The organism is Acinetobacter kanungonis (assembly GCF_009939195.1).
Taxonomy (GTDB): domain Bacteria; phylum Pseudomonadota; class Gammaproteobacteria; order Pseudomonadales; family Moraxellaceae; genus Acinetobacter; species Acinetobacter kanungonis.
On sequence record NZ_JAACKC010000009.1, the window covers coordinates 54,555 to 75,051 of the forward strand.

The following is a 20,497-nucleotide window of genomic DNA, read 5'->3' on the forward strand; positions in this document are numbered from 1 at the left end:
ACAGATCGATCCTATTTCTGAGGTGGATGGGTTAAAAGCAGGATCTCAGCAAGAGATGCTTTTAACCCCATAAAGTTTAGGTCACAGGCGCAGGGTTGAACACCGCGAGCGAGTTGTGAATGCCCCAGTGATCTGACCAAGTTTTCTTCTCACCACTCGCCACTTGAAGAATGAGTTCAAACAGTTCCCAACCCACTTGTTCAATGCTACGTTTACCAATCGCAATATCACCCGCACTAATATCAATCAGGTCATACCAACGATTAGCAATAGTATTACGACTTGCCATTTTAATCACAGGCACAGCGGCTAAACCATACGGTGTTCCACGACCCGTGGTGAAGACTTGTACAGTAATACCTGAAGCCATTTGCTGCGTACCACAAATGAAGTCGCTTGATGGTGTTGCTGCAAAAATCAGACCTTTCTTGGTTGGTTTTTGCCCAGGCGCTAAGACTTCAACAATGGATGAGCTGCCTGATTTCGCAATCGAGCCCATGGCTTTTTCAACAATATTGTTCAAGCCGCCTTTTTTATTCCCCGGCGTGGTGTTGGCACTACGATCTACTTTGCCTGCTGCCAAGTAGTCATCATACCATTGCATTTCACGAATCAGGTCTTTTGCAACTTGTTCATCTGCTGCACGTGGCGTGAGTAAGTGAATACCATCGCGGACTTCAGTCACTTCAGAGAACATCACTGTGCCGCCACAACGCACAATTAGGTCAGAAGCAAATCCAACAGCAGGGTTAGAGGTTACACCCGAAAACGCATCACTACCACCACATTGCATACCGACTACCAAGTTAGATGCACAAACTTCTTCGCGTTGGCGTTGATTGAGCTTTTCTAAATGGTGTTCTGCGACTGCCAAAATATGATCGATCATGCTTTGGAAGCCATTATGACGTTCGTCTTGCAGTTGGATGATGTCTTGGTCTTCAACTGGAATGCGTTTGTTCTCAGCTGGGATATTCAGTAAACGTTCCGGTTGCATTTTTTCACAACCTAGGCTGACTACCATCACTTCACCACCGAAGTTTGGATTCAGTGCCAAGTTGTGAATCGTACGAATAGGCACAATCGCAGCAGGGGCATCAATTGCAACACCACAGCCATATAAATGGTTTAGACCGACAATACCATCGACATTCGGGTATTTATGTAGTAATTCACGTTCTACAATTTTAACCACGTGATCCACAATCCCTTCAACGCAGTTTACGCTGGTGGTGATTGCTAATAGATTTTTGGTTCCGACTGAGCCATCTTTGTTTTTATAACCTTTAAAAGTATAACCAGTCAGTGGTTCTAAGCTCGGCGCTGGGCGGGTTGCCATGTCCAGTGAGTCTAAAGTCGGGGCCTCAGGCATACGTGTGACCGCTTCATTGACCCATGAACCTGCACTTAAATCTTTATTTGCATATCCAATAATTTCACCATAGCGAACAATTGGATCGTTTTCTTTTAATTCGGTTAATAGAACTTTGTGTCCTTGAGGGACAGCTTCGACCAAAGTAATGTCTTGTGCTTCTACATAAGTACTTGGGGCAAGACCACCATCGTTCACCACGATAGCGACGTTGTCTAGCGGATTAATTTTGATGAGTAGTGGTCTTTGTTGCATGATCTTTCCTTGTAAAATTTTTTACATTAGAGCCAATCATTGGAGTGAACTGGCTCTAAATTGTTGAATGGGGTGGGATATTAGTTTGCAGAGGTTTTCAATTGGAAGCGTTCAATCTTGCCAACCATGAGTAAGTAGCAAAGTAACGCGATCACAGCATGAATACCCACAAATACCAAAGCGTTATTGAATGAGCCTGTAGAGCTAATGATGTAGCCAATTACGATTGGAATCACGATACCTGCGGTATTACCAAAGGTATTGAATAAACCACCTGATAAACCAATCATTTCTTTTGGTGCAACGTCAGACATCACCGCCCAACCTAATGAACCAAAGCCTTTGCCAAAGAAAGCGAGAGACATAAAGAAGATAATAGCTGTATGTGACTCAACATAGTTACAAATCACGATGCTGGTTGATAAAAACAGACCCAGTATAATTGGTAACTTACGAGCAAAAGTTACTGAATGATTCATTTTGATCAATTTATCTGAAACCAAACCACCCAAAATACCACCGATAAAACCACATAAAGCGGGTGCAACTGCTGCGAAGCCTGCCTGTAAAATGGTCATATGGCGTTCTTTCACAAGGTACACAGGGAACCAAGTTAAGAAGAAATAGGTTAAACAGTTAATACAATATTGCGCAATAAAAATACCCAATAACATACGTGAAGAAAGTAACTGTTTGATATCTGCAAAAGATGTCTTTCTCTTTTCGCTAGAATTTAGTTTATCTTCACCCATGTGTACCAAACCGCCACCTTGTTTGATGTATTCAAGTTCAGCAGGATTGATTTTTGGATGATTAACAGGGCTATAAATGACTTTTAGCCATACAAAAGACATGACAATTCCAAGACCACCCATAATCCAGAAAATGGATTGCCAGTGGACTTGTGCAACCAGCCAGCCCATAAATGGAGCGAAAATTACGGTTGCAAAATATTGTGCAGAGTTAAAAATTGCAGCAGCAGTACCACGTTCTTTAGTTGGGAACCAAGCAGCTACAACCTGACTATTCCCTGGGAAAGCAGGACTTTCAGCTAGACCAACTAGGAAACGTAATAAAAACAGAACACTAATAATTGCGCCAGTGCTTCCGAAAATATCTGAAAAACCAATCAGAACGGTGAATAGTGACCATAAGAAAATACTGGCGAAATATACTTTTCGAGCGCCGTATTTATCAAGTAACCATCCCCCAGGGATTTGTCCAATTACGTATGCCCATGCAAACGCGGAGAAGATATAGCCCATTACCACAGAGTCAATACCTAACTCTTGTGTCATTGGTGATGCAGCCATAGAAAGTGTTGCACGATCACCGTAATTCAATGCGGTGATAAGAAAGATCATCGCTAAGATGAAATAGCGAGTCTTCTGGTGATTTGCCGTTACAGCAGAAACTGCGGCTTTTTGCGTCTGTAAGTTTTCCATACACAAACTCTTCTATCCGTAACCTAATTTGTGCGCAATCAAATTAGAGAGACTTCATGTCTATTTAACGAAATAGGTATTCTTTCATCATGAGTAAATACACTATTTCTTCCAAAATGCTTAAAGCAAGTCTTTAAAGATGTATGACATCTTATGATTATTTTGGAATTGTTTGCAATTTGTTTTTTTGAAGTTGCTGTGTATTTTTATTAAGATATTGAAAATAAAGGAATTAAATGAATTGAGAGATATGATGTCTTTGTGTCTTAGATAGAAAGCACGTATTTTTAACGAGCTGATTGGATATTTTATTAATTTTTTTTAAAAAATAGAATCAGCAATTAGTTGAAATAAGGTGGTTTTTATTGTCTAGATCTTAACAAATCAGCAAATTTTACTTCTTTTTCGGAAAAAATATTGGACTTTCATAAATTATGTTGTAGGATGTCAGACAACTTATAGATGACTATGGAGAGTTACAATGGAAGCAGTTGAGTTAAAGAGCATTATTTCTGATGGTTTACTATCTTTCCCAGTAACAGACTTTGACAAAAATGGCGATTTTAACAAAGCAACCTATCAAAAGCGTTTAGAGTGGTTAGCACCTTACGGTGCAAGTGCATTATTCGCTGCAGGTGGTACAGGTGAGTTTTTCTCATTAACTGGCAATGAATATTCAGAAGTCATCAAAACTGCGGTTGATACCTGTAAAGGCAGCGTGCCAATTATTGCAGGTGCGGGTGGTCCAACGCGTCAAGCGATTGCGCAAGCTCAAGAAGCAGAACGTTTGGGTGCGCAAGGTATTCTTTTAATGCCGCACTACTTAACTGAAGCAAGCCAAGAAGGTTTGATTGAACACGTAAAACAAGTGTGTAACTCAGTTGATTTTGGCGTAATTTTCTATAACCGTAGCGTATCGCTTTTAAATCTTAAATCATTACAAGAATTGACAGAAGCATGTCCAAACCTGATTGGTTTCAAAGACAGTTCTGGTCAAATTGATATGATGACAGGCATTACTCAAACTGTCGGTGACCGTTTATCTTACTTAGGTGGTTTACCAACAGCTGAAGTCTTTGCAGCACCTTATAAAGCGCTTGGTTGCCCAGTGTATTCATCTGCAGTATTTAACTTCATTCCAAAAACTGCAATGGAGTTCTACAACGCGATTCGTGCCAATGATACTGCTACAACAGATCGTTTAATCAAAGACTTCTTCCTGCCTTTAATCCAAATTCGTGACCGTAAAGCAGGTTATGGCGTAAGTATGATTAAAGCGGGTGCGAAGATTGTAGGTTACGATGCAGGTCCTGTACGTCCACCATTAAGTGACTTAACACCAAAAGACTACGAAGATTTAGCTGCATTAATTGCAACTTTAGGTCCGCAATAAGTTTATATATTCAGGCATTGGAGTTAATTCATGGCAATTAATAATGGTAAACAATTTATCAATGGTCAGCGTGTCGCAACTCATGCACCTGCAATTGAAAGTATTAACGCAACCGACTACCAACTGACAGGTTATGTCTACAGTCAAGCGACGCTAGAAGAAGTGGATGCTGCTGCAAAAGCTGCGGATGCTGCATTTGCAGTGTATAGCCAAACTTCACAAGGACAACGCGCTGAGTTTTTGGAAGAAATTGCCGTACAAATTGAAGCTTTGGGTGCAAAGCTACAAGAGGTCGCATCTTTGGAAACTGGCTTGCCTTTGGCACGTTTGCAAGGTGAAACAGGTCGTGTAACAGGTCAATTGCGTTTATTCGCTCAGTTGTTACGTCGTGGTGATTTCTATGCTGCACGTATTGATCCAGCTTTGCCAGAACGTAAACCAATGCCTCGCGTAGACATTCGTCAATACAAAGTGGCTTTAGGTCCCGTGGCGGTGTTTGGTGCTAGTAACTTCCCGTTAGCGTTTTCTACTGCTGGCGGTGACACCGTTGCGGCATTGGCTGCGGGCTGTCCAGTCGTGTTTAAAGCACACTCAGGTCACATGGCGACTGCGGAACTGGTCGGTGAAGCGATTGAAAAAGCGATTGTAAACTGTGGTATGCCTGCTGGCACGTTCAACATGATTTTTGGTGGTCGTATCGGTGCAGATTTGGTGGCACATCCACTGATTCAAGCTGTTGGTTTCACAGGGTCTTTGGAAGGTGGTATGGCGCTGTATAACATTGCGCAAAACCGTCCTCAACCGATTCCTGTGTTTGCAGAAATGTCGAGTGTGAACCCTGTAGTGGTGATGCCTCAAGCCTTGGCTGTTCGTGGTGCGCAAATTGCACAAGATACGGTTGCATCATTTAACATGGGTTGCGGTCAATTCTGTACTAAACCAGGTTTGATTTTAGGCGTGAAAAGCCCTGAGTTTGACCAGTTTGTACAAGGTTTGATTGCACATACTCAACAAGCGGTTCCGCAAGTGATGTTGAACCCAGGCACTTTAAAAAGCTACCAACAAGGTGTGGCTGAATTAAAGACTGAAGCTGGCTTTGAGCTGATTGCTCAAGGACAAGAAGCAACGCTGATTTCACAAGCATCAGCAAACTTGTTCCAAGCAGACCAAAGCGTGTTGTTGTCGGGTAATGCGAAATTACAACACGAAGTGTTTGGTCCAATGTCGATTGTGATTGCGGTTGATGATGAAGCAACCTTGTTACAAGGTTTGGAGCAATTGGCAGGTCAATTGACGGCAACCATTATTGGTGAAGATGCTGAATTGGCGACAGCACAGCAATTGTTGGCGTTGTTTACTCGTAAGGCGGGTCGCGTGTTGTTTAACGGCTTCCCAACAGGGGTAGAAGTCTGTGATGCCATGGTACATGGTGGTCCATTCCCAGCGACCAGTGATGCACGTGGGACATCGGTAGGTACAGGGGCGATTGAACGTTTCATGCGTCCAGTGTGTTATCAAAATACCCCGCAAGTTTTATTGCCTGATGCGCTGAAAGATGAAAATCCATTACAGATTAATCGTCTGATTAATGGTGAATTAACCAAAGCGGCACTGTAATTGAATTGAATAAACATGAGCCACGCTATGATTGATCATGGCGTGGCTTTTTTAGGACAATATTTTATGGAAAGTTTTAATTGCAGCAATGCCAAAGCGGTATTGTCGATGATTATGGATAAGGCGCTGGCGGGTTATCCTGTCGAAATTACCCGTAAGGGGCGAGAGTCCGCAGTGATGATTAGTAAAGCCTCTTATGAAGCCTATAAAAAGGCAGAATTCGACGCGAAATTTCCCCAAGCTCGCGAGCCATCTTTGTAATTGATTGCTGAATGGCTTGAATAAAATAGTGACTGTGTCGCGACATTTTGCATCGGTGAGAGGGAGTGAATGTCGCCATTACATTTCATTTTTAAGTAAACAATGGTAGTTTGGATACATCCATTTCAAGCGTGATTATTTTATAATCGTGAGTTTGATCCGTACTGAAATCCAATACACTGAATATAGGATTCTTGGTCGCGGTTATAGTAAACTAAGTCCCTAATTTTCCATCATTTGGTGAGTCTCCTTTATTATGTCTAGTGCGATTAAATCTAGATCTGCAAAAAAATTAAGCCAAATCATTGTAGAACAATTGATCGAAAAAATTCAGTCAGGGGATTTCAAGGTTGGAGAAAAAATTCCGACAGAACTAGAACTGATTGAACAGTTTGAAGTCAGTCGTTCCGTGATCCGTGAAGCGATTACAGAGTTGCGTTCTTTAGGGTTTGTCGAAACGCGTCACGGCATTGGAACTTTTGTTAAAGAGCAGACCACAGAGCAAAACTTCTTGCTGTCGAATGCCAGTCTAGAAACCATTAACGATATAGTGGCTTTATTGGAATTGCGGATTAGTTTGGAGTCTGAGGCGGTATTTCTGGCTTCGGAACGTCGTAAACAAGTGCATATTGATAAAATGAAAGCCGCATTGGATGATTTTGAAAAACACATTTCATCCGGGGAAAATGACGGCACAGTGAAAGCCGATTATGATTTTCATATCGCAATTGCCGAGGCTTCGGAAAATCAATATTTTGTTGATTTCCTTAAATACTTAGGCGAAAAAATCATTCCACGTGCACGGGTAAAATCGATTGAACAAAGTCCTGTGAATCGTGAAGATTACTTAAAAACTGTGCATCATGATCATGTGAATATTTTTAATGCGATTGTCGATCAAGATGGATTATTGGCGCGTCAAATGATGCGTGCACATTTATCGAAAAGTATTAAGAAATTTAAGCAATAAAATTCTGTTTTAATTTCATCAATTTTTGTTGTGATTTAAAAAGCAGAGCCATCCAAGTGATGGCTCTGCTTTTTCTTAGATCAGGTTTTGTGGATGGCCTTGCATGTTTTGATTGATATTACTTTCTAAAATATCAAACAAACGTTGCTGTGCTTCATTTGTTCCCCAAGCGATATGTCCTGTAATCAAGACATTGTCGTGTTGGCGTTGTAACTGAATTAACGGGTGATCATCGGCAGGGGGTTCCTGATTCAGGACATCGGTACCAAAGCCCGCAATTTTCTTGCTTTCAATGGCTGCAACAAGGTCAGCATCATGTACCAAAGCGCCGCGTCCGACATTAATCAGGATGCTGTTGTCCTTCATTAAGCTAAAGACAGATGCATCCATCAAGTGTTGGGTTTCCGTATTCAATGCACAGTGTAAAGACAAAATATCCGCTTGCTGTACAGCTTGCTCAAATGGGACATAACCTTCACGGCATTCGACAGCATTTTTACGTTCACTAAAAATGACTTTCATACCAAAGGCTTCTGCTTTCTGCGCAAGGGATAAACCAATGCTTCCTTTGCCCATAATGGTCAAGGTTTTATTCTTCAGTTCACCCATTGGGGCTGCAAGTAGAAATGAGCTGCCACCGTTAGACCAGCGACCTTGTTTCACGCCTTCCGTTTGCTGATTAAAGTTTTTAATCAGATTCATCATCAGGGCAAAGGCATGTTCTGAAACGGCATCACTGGCTTGACCACGAATATTGCAGACCTGTACGCCATGTTGTTTGAGCAGAGGCAGATTGACATGGTCAAATCCTGTAGAGCAGATCGCCAACAATTTCAGGTTGGGATTATTGGCTAAGACCTGTTCATTGATATTTAAGTCACTCAGAATGATGACATCTTGATCATGGACTTGTGTTTGAAATTGTTCTTGATCCAGTTGCTGAAACTCGGTGTATTCCACAGGGAAGTTAAATTGAAACTGCTGATCAATTAAGACGTATTTTTCAACACAGGTTACTTTTATTGCAGACATAATCAAGAAATGAATAAAATAAGATGTATGACATCATATCTTTGTAAGCCTTAAATTTCTAGCCAATCACCATCTATTTCGTCATAAATTTGCTGGATGCCACTGCAAAAGCTCACGCTCTTAGGCGGTTTTTATAACGGATATTGGGCAGATGCGGTGTATGTCCTTATTTGATTTACTCATTTTTAAAATAAGGACTAATAATGAATATATGAATGATAATCAGTATCATTATATTTTAAATTGCTTTAGTATTTTATTTCAATGGATTGTTCAGCACTTATTCAAACTTTAAAAGGGTTTTGGAAGGGGGATGTCTTGAATCATTTTTAAAATTGTTAAGCCTGTGAAGATGTTGTCATCTCGAGCAAATGGGCTTAAGTGCTAGAAGATCAGTCCTCTTATAACTTCATTTATTTTTCTCGTGAATATCCTGATATGTATAAATTTTCTGTGTCTGCACCCAAGCCCTTGTATCTTGCTATGCAAATCATCTTTTTATCTTCCAGCGCGATAAGCTTTGCGCATGCGGAAACCAGTGAAGAAGAGGCTACCAATGCACCTGTATCACAATTAGAAACCATTACGCTAAAGGCAGAGGATAAAACAGCTGTAACGGAGAATACTGGAAGCTACACCACAGGCAGTACCAATACAGCGACTAAATTAAATCTTTCCTTACGTGAAACTCCACAAACCGTAAAAGTGTATACCCGTGAATATTTGGATGACCGAAATATCGAATCTTTCCAAGATTTAATGAATAATATTACGGGCGTGTCTACTCCAAGAACTGATGAAAGACAACGCCCATATGCCCGTGGTTTTGACGTTGATTACTTTTTAATTGATGGAAAACCGACAACAGCAAATTTGGTTGCTGGAGACTTGGATTTAAGTCTATATGACCGTGTAGAAGTGGTGAAAGGGGCGAACGGTTTAATGACTGGGGCAGGTAATCCTGCAATGGGGATTAACCTGATTCGTAAACATGCAAATGCAAAAGAATTTACTGGCTCTGTCAATGCTTCTGCTGGGTCATGGAATAGTTATGCAAGTTCTGCGGACTTATCTGCACCATTAAATAATGATGGCTCATTACGTGGTCGTGTCTTTGTGAAGCATTCTGATGAAGATTCATTTATGGATTTTTATGAGAAAGAGCGCAATATTGTTTATGGTGCGATCGACTACGATTTAAGTGATAAAACCCTATTATCCTTTGCTGCATCTTATCAAGAATTAAATCGAGATGGTGTGCGTTGGGGTGGTTTGCCTGCATTCTATACGGATGGTTCCAGAACCAATTTTGACCGATCACTCACTGTGAGTTCAGATTGGACCTATTGGGATGCTAAAACCACAATGCTTTTTGCGGACTTGAAACATTATTTATATAACGATGTAAGTTTAAATGTCTCTTATTTCTATAGAAGAGAAGATTCTGCTTCGAATTTGTTATATACAACAGGAAAAGTAGATAAAGCGACAAATACATTAGCTGTAATACCTAACGTGTCTGTATATACAGATGATCAGCGCACTGATGAAAATAATATTGATGCTTATATTTCGGTTCCATTTACACTTGTAGGTCGTGAACAAGAAATTATATTTGGTGGTTCATGGAATAAATCAGAATTAAAGAAAAATGATTTTGGTGGTTCGTATTACACAGGGCAAAATGTACTGAATGTTGATGCATTAGATTTTAATAATATTGCTACAGAAATTGTCGTGCCAGTAGAAAGAAATCAAAAAGGTGCACTGAATAATACTGTACAAACGGCAGGTTATATTTCAGGCAAATTCCACATTCTTGACCCTTTAAAAGCAGTTGTTGGTGTTCGAGTTTCTAATTGGAAATATGAAGTTCCTACGAATAGTAAAGCCAATCGTGAATTTGAGAATGAAATCACACCATATTTCGGTCTTATCTATGATTTGTCGCGAGATTATTCAGCCTATGCTAGTTATACCAGTATTTTTAAGCCACAAAGCCGAAAGGATGTCAGTGGAAATTACCTTGATCCAATTGATGGTAAAAGCTATGAAATTGGTTTGAAGGGGGAATATTTTGATGGAAAACTAAATGCAGCTTTATCAATCTTCCGCATTGAGCAAGATAATGTAGCTGCACAATTATTCGATTCGCAGGGAAATGCAGTCAAAGTTAAAGATCTGAATGGTGTGAATACCACAGAAAATGCTTACTATGCTGCTGAAGGTGTCACCAGTAAAGGGGTTGAGCTAAACGTTGACGGTGAAATTAATGAAAATTGGGGGTTAAGCTTTGGTGTAGCCAATTTTGATGCCAAAGATGCCAAAGGTGATGATTATAATCCGACCAGTTCACGTACCACAGCAGACTTATTTGTAAAATATAAAAATGAAGCATGGTATGCAGGTGCAGGCTTAAACTACTTCAGTAAAATTTATAGAGGAACTGGCGCTACACGTATTGACCGTGGTGACTTATATCTTGCTAATGCAATGCTTGGTTATAAGTTTGACCAGAACTTTAGTGCTCAAGTGAATGTAAATAACTTATTTGATAAAAAGTACTATGAAGGTATTGCTACTGATGGAATGATTTGGGGCGAACCACGTAATGCAACTTTAAGTTTGAATTATAGATTTTAAAATATAGTTTTAAAACAATAGGAGATCTGTATGGGTCTTCTATGTTTAGATGCTAAAGTTGATAGAAATTAATGTGATTTAAAATATCTCAATAAAAATTTAATAATGTGAAAAGTGTATCATAATATTTATTTTATTAATTTTTTGTTACATCTTTGATTTTTTAAAACTCAATATAATCATCCTTTTGGATGATTTTTTTTGCATCATACTTCTTTAGTTTTTAGATACACAAAATTGTATACATGTGTATTTATTTGTACAAAATGTATTCAGTTAGATAAAGCTATCAACAGAGGGAACATACACAGATGAAAACAGCCTTTTTTAATGATGAATGGTGTTATTGGCACAGTGGAGGAATGTATTCTGGTATTTTCCGTGTCGGTGGTTGGGTACAAGTACCAAGTAGTACAGGACATGCAGAATCGCCAGAAACTAAGCGTCGCTTAAGAAACTTATTGGATATTACAGGTTTATTAAAGCAAATGAGCTCATTGTCTGCTGAACCTGCATCGGATGAAGATTTACTGCGCATTCATCCTCAGCATTACTTAGACAAGTTTAAACAAGTGAGCGATGCGGGTGGCGGTGAATTGGGCTATGAAGCACCCATTGGACCGGGTAGCTATGAAATTGCTAAACTTTCTGCTGGCTTAGCTTGTGCGGCAGTCGAAAAAGTATATACAGGCGAATTTCAAAATGCCTACGCATTATCGCGTCCACCAGGTCACCATTGTTTACCAGATGAGTCTATGGGCTTCTGTTTCCTTGCTAACATTCCTGTGGCAATTGAACGTGCCAAAGCTAAATTTGGTTTAGGTAAGGTTGTTGTACTGGATTGGGATGTACATCACGGCAATGGTACACAGCATATCTATTATAATCGTGACGATGTACTCACCATTTCGATTCACCAAGATAAATGTTTCCCACCAGGTTATAGCGGCGATGAAGACCGCGGTGAAGGTGCAGGTGAAGGTTATAACATCAATATTCCAATGTATGCTGGTGCAGGACATGAAGAATATCTGCATGCATTTAAGAAAATCATTCTGCCTGCAATTGAGCAATTTGAGCCAGAAATGATTGTTGTAGCATGCGGTTACGATGCCAATGATTTAGATCCATTAGCACGTATGATGCTGCATAGTGATAGTTTCCGCGAAATGACCAAATTGACTAAGCAAATGGCTGAAAAAGTTTGTGATGGAAAACTGGTGCTGGTACATGAAGGGGGGTATTCAGAATCTTATGTGCCGTTCTGCGGACTTGCTGTCATTGAAGAATTAACGGGTATCAAAACAGCCGTTGAAGATGACTGTAAAGAATTCATTACCTTGCAACAACAAAATGAAGCATTCAAGAACTTCCAGAAGCAACGTATAGATCAATTGGCTGAATATTTTGGCTATAAGCAAGAGCAACCCGAAACTGCATAATCATCAATTGACTGAATATTTCGGTTAGTACTGATTTAACTCACTTCGTTCTAAAACTTTCTACATTGCTTGAAAAATAGTGATGTAGAAAGTCACATCTCAAAGAAAATGATTTATGAAAAAAAATATCATTAAAGCAATGATCTTTACTGCGGCATGTTTAAACATTGCTCACGCAGAAGATGCAGCAAGCCCATCTGATTTGAGTGTCGCTGGAATTATGACATTGGCTTCCGATTACCATTGGCGTGGGATATCTTTGTCGCAAAATGAGCCCGCAGTTCAAGGGGGGCTAACGCTTTGTCATAAGAGTGGTGCCTATGCAGGAGTTTGGGCTTCCAGCACTGATGTATTGAATGGCGCAAGTATTGAAGCCGATTTTATGCTGGGCTACCGATATGCAATTAATGATACGTCAACCCTGACAGTTCAGTACCTTGATGTGAATTATCCAGGGGCGAAAACAGCGTATGAACCTGACTTTTCAGAATTTTCATTGGCTTATAGCAATTTTGGTGTGATCAATAGTCAGGATGCTTTTACAGCATCAGTTGCGTACTCAAATGACTACTATTTTGAGTCGGGTAATATGCTACGTTTAGATGCACGTTATAGTTATAACGTGCTACCCAACTTTGGTGTTTTTGGCGCTTGGGGGCTGATGCAGTTAGAAGATGAGCAAGCGTTTGCAAGAGTTTGGGGCAACAATCAAAAAGACCATTATTACGACTGGAAATTGGGCGTAAGTTCAAATTTATTGGGTTTGTACTCTGAGCTTTACTATGCTGATAATTCTACCGTCAATTCGGCAGTGGATTCGATGGATTCACGTGTGGTGTTATCGGTCACTAAAGCATTCTAAACGATATGCTCAAGGCTAAATTTTAAGGTGTGTAGGTCAAATATAGCCTAAGCATCAGCTGTCATTATTAAACTCAATTGACGCTCATGGGAGATAAAAATCTGCTTAGAGGTAGGTGAACATTTATTTTTAATGATGAGTTCATAAACCTCTAGAAATGAGCGCCAATCCTCCTAATAATCGGAACTGTGTTAGTTGATGGCTATAAGCCAATTCAAGAATTTCGATTTTCCATTATGTAAGCATTTACGCTAGCAAGTGCACTATCTGTGATTTTATTTATTCGTATTCGGTTACTTTTTCTTTCATAAATCAGTCAATGCAAAAAAGAATACTGGATTTATAAATAAATCATATCCAGCTTATACCATCAATCTAGCTCACCAGTTATCTAGGGCATAGACTTAAACTGAACCATAAAAAACCTACCTAAGAGTAACAGTGAACCAAGCCGCAATTACCTGCAAAATAAATTTTTTATAAATGATTTAGAGGTTGACGGGTTGTCTTGCTTTGCAGTAGCTTAGGTGTCACAGGAGAGAAATCAGCATTGATTCGCCGAAGGAGCAACGACCCCGGAAACTCTCAGGCAAAAGGACTGTATAATAATTCAAAAATCTGGAGAGCAACGAGCGTCATAGACAATCGTTCACCGAAGGAAGAAAATTTTTTGTGGAAATGGAAGTTTACAAAAAATTGAAGATCTCAGGTACCACATACAGATGGGGCATAACTAAAATTTGCGAGAATTATATGCCACATATTGCAATTATCGGTGCAGGGATCACTGGCGTGACCACTGCATACGAATTAATAAAACAAGGTTTTAACGTCACTGTTTTTGAAAAAAATTTATATCCTGCAATGGAGACTTCTTTTGCCAATGGTGGACAGCTTTCTGCATGTAATGCAGAAGTATGGAATCAAAAATCCACAATTGCCAAAGGCATTAAATGGATGTCACAAAAGGATGCGCCGTTATTACTTAATCCATCTTTTAACATGCAGAAATACACATGGTTGGTTTCATTTTTAAATAACATTAAAAATTATGAAAACAATACCATTCAAACTGTGCGTCTAGCTTTAGATTCACGCAAGCATATGTTTGCAATTGCAGACCAAGAAGGCTTTGATTTCAATTTAGAAAAAAAAGGTATTCTGCATTTTTACCATACGGTGAAAGATTTTGAAGTTGCTAAAGATGTGAATGCTTTACTAAAACGCGGTGGCTTAGAGCGCTACGCAGTGACACCAGAAGAAATTAAAGCAATTGAGCCGACATTAACAGGCAATTATTTTGGTGGTTTCTTTACCCCAGATGATGCGACGGGAGACATTCACAAATTTACGCGTGGTTTGGCGACAGTTTGTGAAAAACGAGGCGTTAAATTCTGTTTTGGTTCTGATGTACAAAAAATCACTCCAGCGCTGGATCGTGTAGAAATTTTATATCATCAACAGCAGCCACAGCAGTTGAAAGAACAAGCAGCAAAGATGGCTGTTTTTGATGGCATTGTGATTTGTGGTGGTGTGAATAGCTATCATTTAGGTGAACAACTTGGGGATAAAATTAATATTTACCCAGTGAAGGGTTATTCAATTACCGTGAATCTAAAAGATGAGCACAGTGTAAAAAATGCACCATGGGTGAGCTTACTCGATGAAAGTGCAAAAATTGTGACCTCTCGCTTAGGCTCAGATCGTTTCCGAGTTGCAGGTACAGCAGAGTTTAATGGTTATAACAAAGATATTCGTAATGACCGAATTCAGCCACTGATTGATTGGGTCAATAAAAACTTCGATATTGCCACCGATAGTGTGGTGTCTTGGGCTGGTCTCAGACCGATGATGCCAGACATGATGCCAAGAGTAAAACGTAGCAAACAAGCGCGCGTGTTTTACAACACAGGTCATGGCCATCTCGGTTTCACTTTATCTGCTGCGACGGCAGTCATGATCAGCCAGGAAATTCAAAGTGCTTTAGCCGCATAAGGCTGCTTGGAAGATGAAATGAGAAATTTTGTCTTTAAATTTCAGCACAGTAATTAAAAATTTGGCTGTTTGATATTGGGTTTAGTGTTTTTAAAATACTGATGATGCTTGGCAAAGTACTAGCACAGGATTGGATCGCTACGCCAAAAATACACTACGGCCTATTATAGAAACAAATACAGTCGCTCAATTTATTCAAAAAGATGTCGTAAACATCTAGAGCGCATTAAAAAATAGGATACATTCAAAATGCAATTATTTACTACATATGGACATTTAGCTATTTCCACTGAACTTTATGACTTTATTGAAAATGAAGCATTGGTCGGGACAGGAATAAACAGTGATACTTATTGGAAAAATTTTGAAAAGGTGGTGTTAGATTTAACGCCAAAAAATAAGGCATTATTGCAAAAGCGTGAAGATTTACAGCAACAAATTGATCAATGGCATCGTAACCATCCTTTCGAATTAAATGCCTATAAAACGTTCTTAACAGAAATTGGCTATTTGCTACCTGAAGTCGAAGATTTTAAAGTCAGTACTGAAAATGTTGATGAAGAAATTGCACTGCTCGCAGGTCCACAATTGGTAGTACCAGTTCGCAATGCGCGTTATAGCTTAAATGCTGCCAATGCACGTTGGGGTTCATTGTATGATGCTTTATATGGCACGGACGTGATTCCTGAAACTGAAGGGGCAGAGAAAACCAAAGGCTATAATCCTGTGCGTGGTGCAAAAGTGATTGCCTTTGCTAAAGACTTTTTAGATCAAACTTTCCCTTTACTACAGGGCTCTTATCATGATGTGACCCAATGGCATATTGAAGATGGGATACTGGTGATTCAGCTTCAGAATGGCGCAGTCACCACCTTAAAAGAGGCTAGCCAATGTGTTGGCTTTAATGGAGTAGTCACTCAGCCAAGTGAAGTGATATTAAAAAATAATGGCTTACATGTGATTGTTCAATTTGATCCTACGCATGTGATTGGTCAGCAAGATGCTGCTGGTATTAAAGACATTATGATAGAAGCAGCAGTGACCACGATTCAGGATTTAGAGGATTCTGTCTCTGCTGTTGATGCACAAGATAAAGTCGAAGCCTATCGTAATTGGCTGGGTCTCATGCGTGGCACCTTAGTCGAAGAAATTGAAAAGAATGGAAAGACGGTTACCCGTAAACTGAATCAGGATCTGCACTTTAACAATCTTCAAGGTGAAAAACAGCGTTTACATGGTCGTTCACTGATGCTATTGCGTAATGTCGGACACCTAATGACGAATCCTGTTATTTTGGTTGATGGTGAGGAAATTTATGAAGGCATTATGGATGCCTTAATCACACCATTATTGTCTTGGAATGACTTACATGGTGAAAATCCTTTGCCAAACTCACGGACAGGTTCTATGTATATCGTAAAACCGAAAATGCATGGTCCTGAAGAAGTGGCATTCACCGTTGAGTTATTTGAACGCGTAGAACAAGCTTTAGGTTTGCCGCGCAAAACTTTAAAAATTGGGATTATGGATGAAGAGCGTCGTACATCCTTAAACCTAAAAAACTGTATTGCGGAAGCCAAAGATCGTGTGATTTTTATTAATACTGGCTTTATGGATCGCACGGGAGATGAAATTCATACCCTTATGGAAGCTGGACCATTTGTACCAAAAGCTGAAATTAAGAACCAAACATGGTTTGATGCCTATGAAAATCGCAATGTCATGATTGGTTTGCAAGCAGGTTTACAAGGCAAAGCACAAATTGGTAAAGGCATGTGGGCAAAAACAGATTTGTTGGGCGCGATGTATCAAAGCAAAGCTGAACATCCTGAAGCTGGAGCAAGCTGTGCATGGGTGCCTTCACCAATAGGCGCGGTGATTCACGCACTTCACTACCATCAAATGAATGTAGCCAATCGTCAACAAGCGTTATTGAACACTGAAGCCTTGAGTTTAGATGATCTATTAACCCCAGCTTTGGCTCAGCATACGAATTGGACAAAGGAAGAAATCACCAAAGAACTGGAAAACAACTGTCAGGGTATTTTGGGTTATGTGGTGCGCTGGGTTGATTTAGGTATTGGCTGTTCTAAAGTGTTGGATATTCATAATGTTGGGTTAATGGAAGATCGTGCGACTTTACGCATTTCTTCTCAACATGTAGCGAACTGGTTACGTCATGGTGTTGTCACACATGATGAAGTCGAGCAAGTATTACGACGTATGGCGAAAATTGTGGATGAGCAAAATGCGGATGATCCACTCTATCGTCCAATGTCGGCTAATTTTGCAACCAGTATTGCGTTTAAAGCTGCATCAGACCTGATCTTTAAAGGAACAGAACAACCCGCAGGTTATACTGAACCATTGTTACATCGTGCGCGTTTGCAAGTGAAGAAGTCTTCATTTGAAAGCGCTGAGTAATGATTGGATTGGGTTTTATATCAGGTGGGCTGAAGAGTCTATTTTGAACTTCAATCAGAGACTTTTATAAAAGCATGCTGATAAAGTTAATAAACTCATATCTTGTTCATCGATAAAGCTCCCCACCTATAAATAGGTGAGGAGCTTGTTTTATGATCATAATTATTCTATTTGTTTGTTCACCCTATTTTTCAAAAGTTAGGTGATTCAAGGTTATGGATTAAGTCAAATTAGCAATGTTGGTGAGCGTGAATTAACTTTGCATGCTGTAGAAAAAAACTTAGCATAGGAAGCTTGAAGAAACAGCTGCGTCTAGATATTTCTCAAAAAGCTTAGATTATGTCGCAGAAAAGCATTGTTCAATGCTTAAAAATTGTGAATACTCATGCCCGCAAATTTTGACTGTACGATTATCTTTTGGGGTTAGGCATCTACTGTGAATACGTATCCATTTTCATTTTCTCGATTACAAAAAGCATTGCTGGCTGTAGGTTCATTTTCATGTTTGGGACTCAGTTCAGCAGTTACACATGCAGCAGATGAAAATGATACACAGCAACTGGCAACTATTACCGTGACTGCGGAAAGTGCACAGACGGCATATTTTCAACCGAAGGTGAATTTATCAGGTTTTACCCAGCAAACCATTGCAGAAATTCCAGCATCGATTAGCAGTGTGACCGCAGAGCGTATCGCAGATCAGCACGCTAAAACCTTAGCGGATGTGGTGAAGAATGATGCTGCGGTTGGCGATGGTTATGCACCGATTGGTTATTATCAGAACTTCGTGATGCGTGGTTTTTCCTTAAATGCAGGCTCAAGTTATCTCATGAATGGTAACTTGTTGCGCGGTGAGCAAAACGTTGCCCTTGAAAACAAAGCGCAGGTTGAAATTTTAAAGGGCATCAGTGCGATGCAAAGTGGCATGTCGACGCCAGCAGGGGTCGTCAACTACGTTACCAAACGTCCTCAAGATATTCGCTCTATTACCGTAGAAGGGGATAGTCATGGCGGCAATCGTGTTGCCACTGATCTAGGTGGTTTATTCGGAGAAAAACAACAGTTCGGTTATCGACTCAATGTCGCAAAAGAAGAAATCCATCCTTATGTAGACCATGCTGATGGTCAGCGACTGTTTGGCTCTTTAGCGTTGGACTGGAAAGTTTCAGAGCGTTCAAAACTTGAATTTGATATTGAATCACAACGTCAGCGTCAACGCTCTGTACCAGGTTATCAGTTACTTGATGGTACGACAGTGCCGACGGGTGTGGACTCGGACCGTTTGCTGGGTTATCAAAGCTGGGGCAAACCAGTCACCAATGAAAGCTTCAATACAGGCTTAAAATACAGCTACCAGTTGAATGATAACTGGGCAGCAAATTTAGCAGCATCACATAGCCGTGTGGTGGTGGATGACTACTCAGCATTTCCGTGGGGATGCTACAGTGATATTTGCCAATTTACAGGTTTAGGCAATACCTTTGACCAAAATGGCAATTACGATATTTATGATTTCCAGAGTCCTAATGACACCTATTTGACCAATCAAGTGAAAACAGGTCTAAACGGGCAGTTTAATACGGGAACTTGGCTACATCATCTGAGTTTAGAACTGTCTCAAACCTATAAACGCCGTGCCCAATATGATGCGATTTTTGATCGTGTAAGTGAAGATTTTGAAGCCACTGGAAATATTAATAGTGACCCTATTGAATATATTCCGAGTAAAAAAATCTTAGGCAATCATTACAAATCATTAAATAGTGAACAAACTGCTTTAAACCTGTTGGATCAAATTGACTTTAATACGCAATGGTCAGTGCTGTTAGGCGGTAAGTTGCTACATTTAGATGAGCAAGCCTATGCAGCGGATGGCAGTCAAATTCGTGACACCAACTTTAACCGTTTCTTGCCGCAAATGGCAGTGATGTATCAACCGTGGGAACGTACCCATGTTTATGCATCTTATGCCAAAGGCTTAAGTGATGGTGGGCAGGCACCGTGGACAGCGTTTGGTAATGAGGCTAAAGGTATCGTAGGTAATGCAGGTGAGACTCTAGCCCCAGTGCATTCAACCCAATATGAATTGGGAATCAAACAACAATGGCAGGCGTTGTTGTTTACCGCAGTCGTGTTTGATTTGAAACAAGATAATCAATATGTTAATTCAGATAATTATTATCAAACCGAAGGTGAACAACATAATTTAGGTTTGGAATTAGGTTTGCAAGGTCGTTTGGCGCAAAATTTAGATATGACGTCAACTTTGGCTTTGACTCGTTCACGTTTAACTGGAATTGATGTTGCAGAATATCAAGGGCATCAAACTCAGAATGTACCGACTGTCCGTTTCGCAAGCCATCTATCCTATAGCTTGCCACAAGTCGAAGGTTTACGCCTATTGGCGGGTATGCAGTACAGCAGCAGCAAATATGCCAACAAGGCGGGAACGGTCAAAGTTCCAAGTTATACCGTATTCGATGTGGGTTCGGCTTATAACTTCCGTGCCTATGGTTATGACAATACCTTGCGTCTAAATGTGGATAATTTGTTCAATAAAAAATACTGGCGTGATGCAGGTAGCTTCGCTGGAGATGATTATTTATTCCTCGGTGCACCGCGTTCAGCACAATTTTCATGGACTGTGAATTTCTAGATCTAGATTTTTAGGTTTACTCAGACTGCTTGAGTGTTCAGCTTAAGCGGTCTTTTTATTTAGGGGAAGGGAAGGTGTTATTTGCTCAAATAGCATATTGCTGTGTGATTTTTTAGAATAGATCAATGCA

13 protein-coding genes and 1 riboswitch are annotated in these 20,497 nt (G+C 40.1%); of the genes, 10 read left to right on the top strand and 3 right to left on the bottom strand.

Translation table 11 applies throughout. From position 1 onward, the window contains the following. Window positions 1-76 precede the first annotated feature (76 nt). Both garD and GWK51_RS14735 read right to left on the bottom strand, forming a co-directional pair. Window positions 77-1,627, bottom strand: coding sequence for a galactarate dehydratase (gene garD / locus GWK51_RS14730; RefSeq protein WP_161934272.1), 1,551 nt, complete (start codon window positions 1,625-1,627; stop codon window positions 77-79). Window positions 1,628-1,707: 80 nt separating this feature from the next. Next, window positions 1,708-3,072 (bottom strand): MFS transporter, encoded by a 1,365-nt coding sequence (locus GWK51_RS14735; protein ID WP_161934273.1) that lies wholly within the window; start codon window positions 3,070-3,072, stop codon window positions 1,708-1,710. Window positions 3,073-3,553: 481 nt separating this feature from the next. Between GWK51_RS14735 and kdgD the strand changes: the two genes are divergently transcribed. The 4 genes from kdgD (at window position 3,554) to GWK51_RS14755 (ending at window position 7,313) form a co-directional block, all read left to right on the top strand. Beyond that, on the top strand, window positions 3,554-4,465 hold the full coding sequence (gene kdgD, locus GWK51_RS14740) for a 5-dehydro-4-deoxyglucarate dehydratase (protein ID WP_100241487.1): 912 nt from the start codon (window positions 3,554-3,556) through the stop codon (window positions 4,463-4,465). 30 nt (window positions 4,466-4,495) lie between these two features. Continuing rightward, a complete protein-coding gene (locus GWK51_RS14745) occupies window positions 4,496-6,082 on the top strand; it encodes an aldehyde dehydrogenase (NADP(+)) (RefSeq protein ID WP_161934274.1) in 1,587 nt (528 codons plus the stop codon). A 66-nt stretch (window positions 6,083-6,148) separates the two neighbouring features. Further along, window positions 6,149-6,343 (top strand): type II toxin-antitoxin system Phd/YefM family antitoxin, encoded by a 195-nt coding sequence (locus GWK51_RS14750; protein ID WP_100241636.1) that lies wholly within the window; start codon window positions 6,149-6,151, stop codon window positions 6,341-6,343. Between the two features lie 256 nt (window positions 6,344-6,599). Continuing rightward, a complete protein-coding gene (locus GWK51_RS14755; protein WP_100241485.1) occupies window positions 6,600-7,313 on the top strand; it encodes a FadR/GntR family transcriptional regulator in 714 nt (237 codons plus the stop codon). Window positions 7,314-7,388: 75 nt separating this feature from the next. Here the strand turns inward: GWK51_RS14755 and GWK51_RS14760 are convergent, their stop codons facing one another. Beyond that, complete coding sequence (locus GWK51_RS14760; protein WP_161934275.1) at window positions 7,389-8,345, bottom strand: NAD(P)-dependent oxidoreductase; 957 nt, start codon at window positions 8,343-8,345, stop codon at window positions 7,389-7,391. 438 nt (window positions 8,346-8,783) lie between these two features. Between GWK51_RS14760 and GWK51_RS14765 the strand changes: the two genes are divergently transcribed. The 6 genes from GWK51_RS14765 (at window position 8,784) to GWK51_RS14790 (ending at window position 20,367) form a co-directional block, all read left to right on the top strand. After that, window positions 8,784-10,988 carry a TonB-dependent siderophore receptor gene (locus tag GWK51_RS14765; RefSeq protein WP_161934276.1) on the top strand — a complete coding sequence of 735 codons (2,205 nt, stop codon included), beginning with the start codon at window positions 8,784-8,786 and terminating at the stop codon, window positions 10,986-10,988. Window positions 10,989-11,299: 311 nt separating this feature from the next. Beyond that, window positions 11,300-12,430 (top strand): class II histone deacetylase, encoded by a 1,131-nt coding sequence (locus GWK51_RS14770; protein ID WP_161934277.1) that lies wholly within the window; start codon window positions 11,300-11,302, stop codon window positions 12,428-12,430. A gap of 115 nt (window positions 12,431-12,545) precedes the next feature. Continuing rightward, complete coding sequence (locus GWK51_RS14775; protein ID WP_161934278.1) at window positions 12,546-13,292, top strand: TorF family putative porin; 747 nt, start codon at window positions 12,546-12,548, stop codon at window positions 13,290-13,292. A gap of 523 nt (window positions 13,293-13,815) precedes the next feature. Next, a riboswitch (glycine riboswitch) is annotated at window positions 13,816-13,903 on the top strand. A gap of 142 nt (window positions 13,904-14,045) precedes the next feature. Continuing rightward, complete coding sequence (locus GWK51_RS14780) at window positions 14,046-15,287, top strand: D-amino acid dehydrogenase (protein ID WP_161934279.1); 1,242 nt, start codon at window positions 14,046-14,048, stop codon at window positions 15,285-15,287. A gap of 249 nt (window positions 15,288-15,536) precedes the next feature. Next, on the top strand, window positions 15,537-17,711 hold the full coding sequence (locus GWK51_RS14785; RefSeq protein WP_161934280.1) for a malate synthase G: 2,175 nt from the start codon (window positions 15,537-15,539) through the stop codon (window positions 17,709-17,711). Window positions 17,712-18,147: 436 nt separating this feature from the next. Further along, window positions 18,148-20,367, top strand: coding sequence for a TonB-dependent siderophore receptor (locus GWK51_RS14790; RefSeq protein ID WP_161934281.1), 2,220 nt, complete (start codon window positions 18,148-18,150; stop codon window positions 20,365-20,367). Window positions 20,368-20,497: the final 130 nt, after the last annotated feature.